This window comes from Streptomyces beijiangensis (assembly GCF_017315755.1).
GTDB classification, from domain to species: Bacteria; Actinomycetota; Actinomycetes; order Streptomycetales; family Streptomycetaceae; genus Streptomyces; species Streptomyces beijiangensis.
On sequence record NZ_JAFLRJ010000207.1, the window covers coordinates 19,623 to 31,887 of the forward strand.

Consider the following 12,265-nt stretch of genomic DNA (forward strand, 5'->3'; position numbering starts at 1 on the left):
TGCCCGGCCCTCAGAGGTGGCTGCGCCGGATCCGCATCCGGTAGCGGCGGCGCAGGAACCACGGCGCTGCGGCGAGGGCGGCCAGGGCGCCGAGCAGCGTTGCCGTCAGCCCGGGTCCCGGCAGGGAATCCTCCTGGGCCTGCGGCATCGGCCGCGTCCGCGGCATCTGCGGTGCGAGCCGGGCCGGGGCGGGTGCCGGCCGGTGCACGGCCCCGGCGGCCGAGACGGTCCGCGCTCTCAGCGGGGGCAGGGCGGCGACGGGCTTCACGCGCCCGGCGGCGGTGAACCCCCAGTCCAGCAGGGCGCGCGCCTCCTCGTACACACTGCCCGCCTGAGGGTTCATCACGGAGACGATCAGGGTGCGCCCTTGGCGGCGGGCAGCCGTGACCAGGGTGTTCCCCGCGTTGGTGGTGTAGCCGTTCTTCACCCCGATCAGCCCGGGGTAGGGGGCGACGTCCGGGGTGCCGGTGAGGAGGCGGTTGGTGTTCTGGATCTCGAACGGCGGACCCGAATGGCCGCGGCTGTCCATCCCGGAGGGGAACTCGGCCACGGAGGTCGCGCAGTACTTGGCGAACGCCGGGTCGGTCAGTCCCGCACGGGCGAACACCACGAGGTCGCGGGCCGACGAGACCTGCCCCGGTGCGTCGTAGCCGTCGGGGGACACGACGTGGGTGTCGGAGGCGCCGAGCCGCTTGGCGGTGAGCTGCATCTGCTCCGCGGTGTGCTGCCAGCCGCCGTTCATCGCGGCCAGTACGTGGACCGCGTCGTTGCCGGAGCGCAGGAAGACGCCGCGCCACAGATCGCGGGTGGCGTAGCGGAGGCCGGGGACCACGCCGACCTGGCTGCTGCCGTCGCCCATTCCGGCCAGGTCGCTCTCCCTGACGAGGTGCACCCGGCTCGCGGGCAGCCGGGGCAGCACGGTCACCGCGAACAGGGTCTTGAGCGTGCTGGCCGGGGGGAGCCTGAGGTGGGCGTCGTGCTGGGCCAGGACCTGGCCGGAGCCCGCGTCCGCCACCACCCACGACAGCGCGGACAGCGAGCCCGGCAGTGCGGGGGCGCTCCCGGCGGACGGACGGTGACCGTCCGCTGCCGGGAGGGAGGCCGCCCAGCCGGTGGCAGGAGCTGACGCGGTGACAGCTACCGTCAGTACCGCTGCCAGGGAACAGATATGACGAGATGTCTGGACAAGTCGCATCCCGTCAAGGTAAGAGCGAATTCCCGTATCTGCAGGTTGACGTCTGCCAAACGGGAGACGGCCCCCGGCCGGTGGCGTCAGTGGCGGCCCGAGAGGCGGTCCGCGTACTGGGCGATGCGGTCCGTCTCCGTGGTGCTGCCCGTGAGCTCGCGGCGGTCCGCGCCCCGGTAGGCCGCGTACATCGAGTGGACGGCGAGCCAGCGCAGCGGCTCCGGCTCCCAGTTGCGGACCTTGTGGTTGACCCAGGGGAGCGAGGTCAGCTCGGTGGGCCCGCCCTGGCCCGAGTCCTGCTGGATCAGGTCGCGCAGGGTGCGGGCCGCGAGGTTCGCGGTGGCCACGCCCGAGCCGACGTAACCGCCCGCCCAGCCGAGACCCGTCGAGCGGTCCAGGGCGACCGTGGCGCACCAGTCGCGCGGGACGCCGAGGACGCCCGACCAGGCGTGGTCGATACGGGTCCCGGCGAGGGCGGGGAAGAAGCGGGTGAGGATCTCGCGCAGGTCCTCGATCGTGCCGGGCTGCGTACGGCCGTCGTTGTCGGTCTTCGAGCCGTAGCGGTACGGCACCCCGCGGCCGCCCAGTGCGATGCGGTCGTCCGCCGTGCGCTGCGCGTACACATACGCGTGGGCCATGTCGCCGAGGGTCTCGCGGCCCTCCCAGCCGATCGACTCCCAGACGGAGGCGGGCAGCGGCTCGGTGGCGATCATCGAGGAGTTCATGGGGAGCCAGGCGCGGTGGCTGCCCTTGAGAGAGGCGGTGAAGCCCTCGGTGCAGCGCAGGATGTACGGGGCGCGCACCGTGCCGTACGGGGTGACGGCGTGCTTGGGCCTGATCTCCGTGACGGGTGTCGACTCGTGGATCGTCACGCCCAGGGCCTCGACCGCCGCCGCCAGACCCTTGGCCAGCTTCGCCGGGTGCAGCCGGGCGCCGTGCGGGGTCCAGGTCGAACCGACCGCGCCCTGCACGCGGATGCGCTCGGCGGTCTCGCGGGTGCCGTGCAGGGTGCGGTCGGTCTCGCCGAAGGCGATCTCGACGGCGTGGAAGGCCTTGAGGCGCGCCAACTGGGCGGGTGTGTAGGCGACTTCGAGTACACCACCCTGGTGGATGTCCGCGTCGATCCCCTCGGCAGCGGCGGTCTTCACCACCTCGGTGACCGTGTCGTTCATCGCCTGCTGAAGGCGGACGGCCTGCTCGTGGCCGTGCAGCTTGGCGTAGCGGTCGCGGCCCGCGATGCCGTTGTAGAGCCAGCCGCCGTTGCGGCCCGAGGCCCCGTAGCCGCAGAACTTGGCTTCCAGGACGGTGATGTTGAGGAAGGGGACGGCCTTCTTGAGGTAGTACGCCGTCCACAGGCCCGTGTAGCCGCCGCCGACGATCACTACGTCGGCGGAGGTGTCGCCGGGAAGCGGCTCCCGCGGGTCCGGGATGCCCTCCTGCGCGTACCAGAACGATATGCCGCCGTTGACGGTACTCATGTCGATGTGTCCCCTGCTGCTCTCGGCGCGCTGATGTCGCGCACAGTACCGACCCCGCGCGAGAAGGGGACGTACGGCCCTGGAATACGGGCCCTTTGCCGTGCGATCGGCGGCCCGCCGGGACCTAGCGTCGGAAGGAGGTCCCGTCGCTGGAGGGTTTTCACATGGTTGTACGTCGTCACACCGGACGCGTCGTCGCGGTGCTGGCCGCCGCCTCGCTGGTCGGGGCCGCCGCGGTCGGCTGTTCCTCCGGCGGAGGAGCGGACGCGGGGTCCGACGCCGCAGTGAGCGCCTTCACCGTGAAGTCCCCGCCCGGTGCGGCCGTGCTCTCCGGGCTGCCCGCCGCGGTCGTGGGCTCGAAGATCGTCGTCGGGGACGCGAAGGCGCCGCACACCGTCACCGTGTACGTGGACCCGCGCTGCCCGTACTGCCAGAAGTTCGAGGAGGGCGGCGCCACCGCGCTGGCGGATCTCGCCGCCGCGGGCAAGGTGAAGGTCGAGTACCAGATCGCCTCGTTCCTCGACGGGAAGCTGGGCGGCAGCGGCTCGGTCAAGGCCGCCAACGCGCTGCGTGCGTCCGTCGACGGCGGGAAGGGGATGTTCGCCCGGTTCCAGGCGGCCCTCTTCGCCAGCCAGCCCGGCGAGGAGACGGACGGCTTCACCGACGCCAATCTGCTGAAGCTCGCCGACTCGGTGCCCGGACTGCGTACACCTGCCTTCGAGAAGGCCGTGAAGGACACCACCCACCGGGACTTCGTCGCCCGGTCGGAGAAGGACTTCGAGGCGAAGGCGAGCGGCACGCCGACCGTGCTGCTCGACGGCAAGCAGGTCAAGGACGGGGCGCTGTACGAGAGGGCCGCCTTCACTGCCGCTCTGAAGGCCGCCGGAATCGGCTGAACACGGACATCGGGTTCCACGGGGTGCCCCGGTCGCGCGTGAGCGGGTAGCAGGCCAGGCCGATCAGCACCGAGGTGAAGTGGCCGAGGTCGGTGAAGGTGCGGCCGGTGATCAGCGGGGTGCCGTAGATGGCGAGGACCACGATCAGGTAGACGTAGCGCCAGGGCGGTGCGATCCGGTACGTGAGGACGGCGACGACCCCGGCGAGCGCGTAACTGACGCCCACATCAAGGGTGTTGACCGCCGACTCGGGCGCATGGCCGTGATGGATCCCCCAGAGCAGGGCGCCCTCGCTGATGTACGTGGCGAGGATGTGCGCGGCCGCCAGGACGGCGATCCAGCGCCAGGTGCCCAGCCAGCGCTCGGCCTGCGCGTGGAAGACCGAGTAGAGGACGGCGTACGGCAGCCAGGTGGCGCCGTCGATCCACATCGCGCTCTGGAAGAGCACCCTGATGGGGTGGCTCGTGAGGTTGTGGATGTTGGTGGAGCGCTTGCCGAGGAACTCGTCCAGGAACTCGGGTGACATCTGGCGCATGGCGACGGTGGTGACGAAGAGGACCGCCAGCCAGATGTAGGTGCCGGGGGCGCTGCGGATGTACGCCATGACGGCGTGCAGGGCGCGGGCCGGGAGACGGGTCGCGGGGCGGGTCACTGGGCTGCTCATGGGGCGATTGACGCATGTCCGCAGGATCTGGAGTGTGAGCGACATTCCGGTTATCGCTCAGTCAGGGGCGGGCGCTTGGCGCGGGCTGGTACGACCTGCGTTCCGTTTCGCGACCCACCGGCGAGTTTGAGCCATGATCGGCAAATTCATTGCATCGCCGCTCATGAACAGATGTTCTTCTGCGATCGTCTCAACTCGCCCTGTCCGTCGGCGGACCGGGCTGATTCCCTTCCCCCGAGGATCTTTTGATGACGCAGATACCGGAGGCGTTGCCCTGGACAGTGGCTGTGGTCATGTTGGCCGCAGCCATCGTCGCGGTAATCCTCCTGCTCCGTACCCGCCGCTCGGCCGCCGTCGCGCGGGCCGAGGCCCAGTCGACTGCGCAGGCCGCGGCCGGGCGCTTCCAGGCGATGGAGGCCGGCCTGAGAGCCGAGGCCGCCGGCCTGAGAGCCGAGACGCACGGCGCCGGCCTGGCCAGACTCACGGCCGAGGAGAAATACGGCCGGGTGGTCAAGGAGGTCGCGCACCTCACCGAGGCCCGCCTGCCCGCCCTCGTCACCCATCTCAGACACCGCCATGTGCCGGTACCCGGCACCCAGGACCCGTCGCTCGCCCACACCGACGTCGCCCTGCTCCTCGAAGGCGCCCTCAACCAGGTCGCCCAGGTCATCGTCGACACCGAACACCGGGTCGACGAGGGCGCGCAGGCCGTGCTGCGGGACACCACCGCCAGCATTCAGGCCAAGAGTTACCGCATCCAGTCGATGATCGAGGAGATGCAGTTCCTGTACGACGACCCCAAGCTCGCCGAGCAGCTGCTGAAGCTGGATCAGACGAACGAGGAGAACCTCCGCCAGATCCAGGCGACGGGTGTCCTCTGCGGGGCCTGGCCCGGCCTCACCAGGGCCGACTCGCACCTCGGTGACATCGTTGCCGGTGCGCAGTCCCGTATCCCCGGCTACCAGCGCGTCCAGGTCACCAGCCAGCTCAACGTGCCCGTCGGCGTGGTCGCCCGCGCCGTGGAGCCGCTCGCGGTCATCGTCGCCGAGCTGCTCGCCAACGCCGTGCACCACACGCCCCAGGGCACCCGCGCCGTCGACGTGAGCCTCCACCAGGTGCAGACCGGCGCCTGCGTCCTCATCGACGACCCGGGCGTCGGAATGACCGACGAGGAGCGCGAGTTCGCCGCGCGGATGCTCTCCAACCAGCAGTCGCTGCTGCTGACCCACCTCGGGGACCCGCCGCGCGCGGGATTCGCCACCATCGGCCGGCTGGTGAAGCAGTTCGGCTTCACGGTGACGGTGGACAAGCCCAGCGCGTACGGCGGGGTGCGCGCCGTCGTCTGGATCCCCGACCACCTGCTGATGCTGATGGATGAGGTGACGGTGCCCATGTCGGCCATGTCCCCGGCGCTGCGCAGGCCCGCGGAGGAGACCAGGGAGCCCAGGGAGAGGGAGACCAGGGAAGTCGAGCCGGTGCACACCGGACTCGGCGCCGCTTCCGGCTCGGGCTCGGGCTCCGGCTCCGTAACCGGCTCGGACTCCGACGCGGCCATCGATCTGCCGCGCCGCCGCCGCCAGAAGCGGACCACCGCCCAGGACCAGCAGCAGGACACCGCTCCGGCCGTATCCGCGATCGATCCCGAGCAGGCGGCGCAGACGTGGGGCGCCTGGCACAGCGGGACGCAGCGGGGCGTGGAAGACGCCCAGACATCTGACGAGGAAGAAGGCTCCCAGTCATGACGGTTCCCAAGCGTCCCCTGCTCAGGGACATGTCCTGGGTACTCGCGCCCCTGATGGAGGTGCCCGGCGTCGTGCACGCCCTGGTGCTCTCCGGGGACGGAATGATCCAGGGAGCCTCCGAGAACCTCACCAGGGAGGCCGGTGAGGGCGCGTCCGCCATGGCCTCCGCCCTCCAGGGCGCGGGCAAGGAACTGGTCAGGAACCTGGCCGGCGAGGCGGTCAGCCCGGTGCTCCACCAGGTGGTGGTCTCCACGAACTACGGCTTCGCCTTCCTCATCCCGGCGGGCGACAACACCGTCATGGCGGTGTTCGCGCGCTCGACCGTCGACATGGGCGTCATCGCGCACGCCATGCAGGTCCAGGTCTCCAAGCTGGGCAGCAAAGCGATGAGTTCACCCGCGAGGATCCGGGGCGGTGTACGGGGATGACCCCGGCGCCTCGTCGACGGCTGGTGCCGTCCTTCCTGGCCACCGACAGTGTCCAGCCGACGCGCAACACCCTGGACAGGCTCACCCTGCTGTCCTCCACCGGAATGGCCACGACGGACGACCTCACGCATGTGAAGCAGCGTCTCATCGAGCTGCTCCAGGGCGGTCCCCTGGCACTGGCCGAGGTCGCCGCCCGGCTGGTCCTCCCCGTGAGCCTGGTGCGCGCCCTGGTGGCCGAACTGGTCGACAGCTCGCACCTCAGCGCCCGCGCACCCATTCCCGAAGCCAGAGTGCACGATCCCCAGCTCCTAGAGGCGGTTCTCCATGGACTCCGCAGTATCCGATAGCACCACCTACCTCGACAGCGCCGAGATGACGCTGCTGAAGATCGTGGTGACCGGAGCCTTCGGCGTCGGCAAGACCACGATGATCAACGCGCTGTCGGAGACGGCGCCGCTGCACACCGAAGAGGTGATGACGGAGGCCGGCGCCGACGTCGACAACCTCGTCGGCGTACGCGACAAGGCCACCACCACCGTCGCCATCGACTTCGGCCGCCGTACGCTCCCCGGCGATCTCGTCCTGTACCTCTTCGGGACACCGGGCCAGAAGCGCTTCAAGCCCCTCTGGGAGGACATCGCGCGCGGGGCCCTGGGCGCGGTCGTGCTGGTCGACACGCGCCGCCTCGACGCGTCCTTCGACGTCATCGACATGATCGAGGAGCAGGGGCTGACGTACGCGATAGCCGTCAACTCCTTCCCCGACGCCCCGCACTACCCGCCGGAGGTCCTCCGCGACCACCTGGACCTGGAGCCGCACACTCCGCTGGTCATCTGTGACGCACGCCAGACCACGTCCTCCGTCGACGTGCTGATCGAGCTGGTCACGCACCTCCTCTCCCAACCCGCCCTGGATGCCTCATGACCGCGTACATGCCCCTGGCCGTCCCGCTGTACGGCGAGGAGTTCGCCGCCGACCCCGGCAGCGTCTACGCCAGGCTGCGGGCCTTCGGGCCCGTCGCGCCCGTCGAGATATCCCCCGGCGTCAGCGCGTACCTCGTCACCGACCGCCAGGCCGCCCTCGAACTCCTCCACGACACGGAGACCTGGTCGAAGGATCCGCGGACCTGGGAGAGCGGGCTGCCGCCCGAGTCCCCGGTGAAGCCGATGATGGGGTGGCGACCCAACGCGCTGTTCAACGACGGCCCGGCGCACCGGCGCTACCGGTCGGTCATCACCGACAGCTTCAGCCGGATCGAACCGCACAGATTGCGCCAACAAGTCGCGGAGATCGCCGACCGCCTGATCCGTGATTTCGCCGCCACGGGCGAGACGGACCTGGTCGGCCAGTACGCCCGTCCGCTGCCGCTCGTGCTCTTCAACGCGATGTTCGGCATGCCGGAGAAGGACGGCCCGCGTCTGGTGGCCGCGCTGGGCGGGATGTTCGACTCGACGCCCGAGAACGCGACCAAGGCCAACGAGGACTTCGGGCAGTACATGTCGGAGCTCATCGCGCTCAAGGTGGAGAAGCGCGGCGACGACCTCACCAGCTGGTTCATGGACCACCCGGCCGGTCTCGAACCGGAGGAGCTCGTCCACGAGGTCGTCCTCACCATGGCGGCCGGCCAGGAGCCGACCACCAACCTCATCTCCAACAGCCTCTCGCGCATGCTGTCCAACCCGGACTACTACAGCACCCTCTCCAACGGCGCCCTCACCGCGCACGACGCGATCAACGACGTGCTGCGCAACGAGCCGCCGATGGCGAACTACAGCGCCCACTTCCCCCGTACCAACGTGCATTTCCACGGCACCTGGATCGCCGCAGACCAGCTGGTCCTCATCTCGTACCACGCGGCGAACACCACCCCGGACGTCCTGTCGGGCAACGGCGGCGGCCCGCGCACCGACGGCGGCGCCCACCTCGCCTGGTCCGCGGGACCGCACTCCTGCCCCGTCAAGCAGCCCGCGCTCCTCATCGCGATCACCGCGATCGAACGGCTCACCAGCCACCTCGGCGACCTCGAACTCGCCGTACCGCGTGAGCAGTTGCAATGGCGTCCCGGACCCTTCCACCGGGCGCTGACCCACCTGCCGGCCCGCTTCACCCCCATCACTCCCCAGAAGACTGGAGTCACCCCATGGAGCAGCCCCTCGCCCTCGACCCGGCAGGCCGGGACATCCACGGAGAGTCCGCGCTCCTCCGCGAGCGGGGGCCCGCGACACGCGTCGTACTCCCCGGCGACATAGCCGCCTGGGCCGTCACCGGCCATGCGCTGCTCAAGACGCTCCTCACCGACGACCGGGTGAACAAGGACCCGAAGAACTGGGGTGTCTGGCAGCGCGGCGAGATCACTCCGGACATGTGGATCTACACCTGGGTGGCCGTCAACAACATGTTCACGGCGGCGGGTTCCGACCACCGCCGGCTGCGTAAGCTGATCACCCCGGCCTTCACAGGACGCCGGATCGAGGCGCTCAGGCCGACGATCCAGAAGATCGCCGACGGTCTCCTGGACGACATGGCGGCGTCCTCGGACGGCACGGCGGATCTGCGCAGCGCGTACGCGCACCCGCTGCCGATGCAGGTCATCTGCCACCTGTTCGGGCTGCCCGAGAAGCTCCAGCCGCGTATGGCGCTGCTGGTCGAGCGGGTCTTCGACACCACCATCGAGGACGCGGCGTCCAACTTCGCCGAACTCCAGCAGATGCTGGGCGACCTCATCGCGCTCAAGCGGGCCGAGCCCGCCGACGACATGACCAGTGTGCTCATCGCCACCCGCGACGACGACGGGACCCGCCTCAGCGAGGCCGAGCTCACCGACACGCTGCTGCTCATCATCAGCGCCGGTTTCGAGACGACGGTCAACCTCATCGGCAACGCCACGCGTGCGCTCCTCGAACACCCCGACCAGCGCAAGCAGGTCACCGCCGACGGAGCGGGCCGGTGGGGCGACGTCATCGAGGAGACCCTGCGCTGGGAGCCGAGCGTCGCCCATCTCCCGATGCGTTACGCCGTGGAGGACATCGAGCTCCCCGACGGCCAGGTCATCCCGAAGGGCGACGCGATCCTCGCCGCCTACGCGGCGGCCGGCCGCGAGCCCGCCCTGCACGGGGACGACGCGGACGCGTTCGACATCGACCGGGCCAAGAAGGAGCACCTGGCGTTCGGTTACGGCGTCCACTTCTGCGTCGGCGCCCCGCTGGCCAGGCTGGAGGCGGACGTGGCACTGACCGCCCTGTTCGCACGGTTCCCCGAACTCGCCCTGGGGGATGGGGAGCTGACGCCCGTCGAGTCCTTCATCTCCAACGGCTCGCAGCGGATCCCCGTGGCGCTGAACGGCGCCTGACCGACCCGTACCCGAACGACCGGAGGCGTGTGCCCGCTGCCACAGCGGGCACACGCCTCCGGCGTAGCATCCGGCGTGTGAGCGATCTTCCGTACGGACTGATGGAGCGGGGCGGGGACTTCCTGGGGCGGTGGGGCCTGCGACAGGACGGGCCACCGATGCGGGGCCGGGTCTCCGTGGTGCTGCCCGTGGTCCGCGAGAGCGACGGGGTGCGCGCCGCGCTCAAGCTGCAGGACGTCGACGAGGAGACCGTGGGGGAGCCGCTCGCCCTGCGGACCTGGGGCGGCGACGGGGTGGTGCGGCTCCTGGAGGAGGACCCGGCGACCGGGACGATGCTCCTCGAACGGCTGGACGAGTCACGTCCGCTGGCGTCCGTACCGGATGTGCTGGAGGCGACACGGATCGTCGCCGAGCTGCTGGTACGCATCAACGCGGTGCCCGCGCCGTACGGGATGCGCAGGCTCGCGGACATCGCGCAGGACATGCTCGACCGCGTACCGAAGGCGCTGGACTCCCTTGCGGACGACGGGGAGCGGCGGCTGCTCAAGGACTGCGCGGCGGCCGTACGGGAGGTGAGCGGCGAGGCCGGAGACCGGCTGCTCCACTGGGACCTGCACTTCGAGAACATCCTGGGCGCGGAGCGCGAACCCTGGCTCGTCATCGACCCGAAACCCCTCGCGGGAGACCCGTGCTTCGAGCTGATGCCCGCGCTGTGGAACCGGCTCGACGAGGGCCGGGTGCGGCAGCGCTTCGACCTGATGACCGAGGTCATGGGGCTGGACCGGGAGCGGGCGCGGGCCTGGACACTCGGTCGCGTACTGCAGAACTCGCTGTGGGCGGTGGAGGACGGCAAGCGCCGTCTGCCCGCTGAAATGGTTTCGATCGGAGAGACCCTGCTGGCTTAGGGGGTGTCCGGCGGATCATGCCGCGGTCGCGGTGGTCTGGCACGCACTCCCCCAAGCTCTTAAGGAGCAGGGGGGACCCCCTCCGGCGTTGTCGTCGGTCACCAACGCTCCGCGTTGATTCCCTCCTCCGCCTTGCAGCTGCGCTCGGCATCCGGAGGATGAATCAAGAGCCGAGACGGAGGGGGTACCTCCCTGCTCCTTAAGAGCTTGGGGGAGAAGCGCAGTGCACCAGACCATCGCTCACCAGCAGTGAAAGGCTCAACGCCGAGCAAGGGCGGCCTGATCCGCCGGACACCCCCTAACCTGCGTCCATGATCCGTAACGCCACACCCGCCGATGTCCCCGTCATCCACGAAATGGTCCGCGAGCTCGCGGAGTACGAGAAGGCCCTCCATGAGGCGCAGGCCACCAAGGAGCAGCTGCACGAGGCGCTGTTCGGGGAGCGGCCGGCCGCGTACGCGTTCATCGCGGAGACGGCCGAGGGGGAGACCGCCGGGTTCGCCCTGTGGTTCCTCAACTTCTCGACGTGGCGTGGGGTGCACGGCATCTATTTGGAGGATTTGTACGTACGCCCCGAGTTGCGCGGTGGCGGCTACGGCAAGGCGCTGCTGACGGAGCTGGCGCGCACGTGCGTCGAGCGGGGCTACCAGCGCCTGGAGTGGTCGGTCCTCAACTGGAACGAGCCGTCCATCCGCTTCTACGAGGCTCTGGGCGCGCGCCCGCAGGACGAGTGGTCGGTCTACCGGCTCACGGACGGGGCGCTGGCGGAGCTGGGCACCCGCTAGGGAATCAGGACCACCTTGCCCATCGTGCCCCGGGTCTCCAGGGCGCGGTGCGCCTCGGCGGCCCAGGACAGCGGGAAGCTCTGAACGGCCGGTCGCAGACGGCCTGTCGCCGCCTCGGCGAGTGCCCGGGTCTCCAGGGTGCGGATGCCGCCGGGGCCCGCCGCCTTCATCATCACCGGGCCCAGTACGCCCTGCGAGGTGATCCCGCGCCCGGCCAGTTCGGCCTCCGTGAAGCTGAGCGGGGAGCCGTTGTGCAGACCTCCGCCGGACCAGCCGAAGACGAGGTGCTGCCCGCCCTTGCCGAGGAGGTCCACGGCGGCGCGGGCCGTGGTGCCGCCGACGGAGTCGAAGACGACGGTGGCCGTACGCCCCGCGAGGTGGGTGCGGACCCGGGCGGGCCAGTCGGGGGCGGTGTAGTCGACGGCGAGGTCCGCGCCGTTCTCCTGGGTGCGGGCGACCTTGGCAGGGCCCCCTGCGAGGCCGATGACGGTGGCTCCCCGGCTCTTCGCGTACTGGACGAGAAGCGTGCCGATGCCGCCTGCCGCCGCGGGGACGATCGCGATGCTGTCGGGGCCCAGGTCGGTGAACTGGAGGATGCCCAGGGCCGTGCGGCCGGTGCCGATCATGGCGACCGCCTCGGCGTCGCCGAGACCGTCGGGGATCTCGTGGAGCTGGGTGGCGGCGGTGACCGCCAGTTCGGCGTAGCCGCCGGGATGCATGCCGAGGTGCGCCACGACCCGCTTGCCGAGCCAGCTCTTCTCCGTACCCTCGCCGAGGGCGTCGACCACCCCTGCGACCTCGCGGCCGGGGACGGTGGGGAGTTCGGGGAGGG

Annotated in this window: 13 protein-coding genes; 9 read left to right on the forward strand and 4 right to left on the reverse strand. The window is 70.4% G+C overall.

Going from position 1 to position 12,265, the window contains the following annotated elements; genetic code table 11:
- Positions 1 to 10: 10 nt before the first annotated feature.
- Together J0695_RS21960 and J0695_RS21965 are read right to left on the reverse strand one after the other, a co-directional pair.
- Entirely contained in the window at positions 11 to 1,195 is a 1,185-nt protein-coding gene (locus J0695_RS21960) for a D-alanyl-D-alanine carboxypeptidase family protein (protein ID WP_206963837.1), read from the reverse strand.
- Between the two features lie 77 nt (positions 1,196 to 1,272).
- Positions 1,273 to 2,664 (reverse strand): NAD(P)/FAD-dependent oxidoreductase, encoded by a 1,392-nt coding sequence (locus J0695_RS21965; RefSeq protein ID WP_206963838.1) that lies wholly within the window; start codon positions 2,662 to 2,664, stop codon positions 1,273 to 1,275.
- A 164-nt stretch (positions 2,665 to 2,828) separates the two neighbouring features.
- Between J0695_RS21965 and J0695_RS21970 the strand changes: the two genes are divergently transcribed.
- Positions 2,829 to 3,560, forward strand: coding sequence for a DsbA family protein (locus tag J0695_RS21970; protein WP_206963839.1), 732 nt, complete (start codon positions 2,829 to 2,831; stop codon positions 3,558 to 3,560).
- Here J0695_RS21970 and J0695_RS21975 read toward each other — a convergent pair.
- On the reverse strand, positions 3,526 to 4,224 hold the full coding sequence (locus J0695_RS21975) for a rhomboid-like protein (RefSeq protein ID WP_206963840.1): 699 nt from the start codon (positions 4,222 to 4,224) through the stop codon (positions 3,526 to 3,528). The two genes, J0695_RS21970 and J0695_RS21975, sit on opposite strands and share 35 nt — an antisense overlap.
- Before the next feature lie 248 nt (positions 4,225 to 4,472).
- Here J0695_RS21975 and J0695_RS21980 point away from each other — a divergent pair, with 248 nt between their 5' ends.
- The 8 genes from J0695_RS21980 to J0695_RS22015 all read left to right on the forward strand — a co-directional run bounded on the left by J0695_RS21980 (position 4,473) and on the right by J0695_RS22015 (position 11,433).
- Positions 4,473 to 5,966: an ATP-binding protein gene (locus J0695_RS21980; RefSeq protein ID WP_206963841.1), complete on the forward strand. Its 1,494-nt coding sequence runs from the start codon at positions 4,473 to 4,475 to the stop codon at positions 5,964 to 5,966.
- Positions 5,963 to 6,394, forward strand: coding sequence for a roadblock/LC7 domain-containing protein (locus J0695_RS21985; protein ID WP_206963842.1), 432 nt, complete (start codon positions 5,963 to 5,965; stop codon positions 6,392 to 6,394). Before J0695_RS21980 ends, J0695_RS21985 begins: the two co-directional genes overlap by 4 nt.
- Positions 6,391 to 6,741 carry a DUF742 domain-containing protein gene (locus tag J0695_RS21990; RefSeq protein ID WP_206963843.1) on the forward strand — a complete coding sequence of 117 codons (351 nt, stop codon included), beginning with the start codon at positions 6,391 to 6,393 and terminating at the stop codon, positions 6,739 to 6,741. Before J0695_RS21985 ends, J0695_RS21990 begins: the two co-directional genes overlap by 4 nt.
- Entirely contained in the window at positions 6,719 to 7,318 is a 600-nt protein-coding gene (locus tag J0695_RS21995) for a GTP-binding protein (protein WP_206963844.1), read from the forward strand. Before J0695_RS21990 ends, J0695_RS21995 begins: the two co-directional genes overlap by 23 nt.
- Positions 7,315 to 8,643 carry a cytochrome P450 gene (locus J0695_RS22000; RefSeq protein ID WP_242553007.1) on the forward strand — a complete coding sequence of 443 codons (1,329 nt, stop codon included), beginning with the start codon at positions 7,315 to 7,317 and terminating at the stop codon, positions 8,641 to 8,643. Before J0695_RS21995 ends, J0695_RS22000 begins: the two co-directional genes overlap by 4 nt.
- Complete coding sequence (locus J0695_RS22005) at positions 8,535 to 9,743, forward strand: cytochrome P450 family protein (protein WP_206963845.1); 1,209 nt, start codon at positions 8,535 to 8,537, stop codon at positions 9,741 to 9,743. The genes J0695_RS22000 and J0695_RS22005 overlap by 109 nt, the downstream gene beginning before the upstream one ends.
- Before the next feature lie 101 nt (positions 9,744 to 9,844).
- The gene (locus J0695_RS22010; protein ID WP_206963850.1) at positions 9,845 to 10,648 is read left to right on the forward strand and encodes an aminoglycoside phosphotransferase family protein; all 804 of its coding nucleotides are present in this window, start codon (positions 9,845 to 9,847) and stop codon (positions 10,646 to 10,648) included.
- Positions 10,649 to 10,959: 311 nt separating this feature from the next.
- Positions 10,960 to 11,433: a GNAT family N-acetyltransferase gene (locus J0695_RS22015; protein ID WP_206963846.1), complete on the forward strand. Its 474-nt coding sequence runs from the start codon at positions 10,960 to 10,962 to the stop codon at positions 11,431 to 11,433.
- Here J0695_RS22015 and J0695_RS22020 read toward each other — a convergent pair.
- Positions 11,430 to 12,265, reverse strand: an 836-nt coding sequence (locus tag J0695_RS22020) for a zinc-binding dehydrogenase (protein WP_206963847.1), incomplete at its 5' end; no start/stop codon positions are given. The two genes, J0695_RS22015 and J0695_RS22020, sit on opposite strands and share 4 nt — an antisense overlap.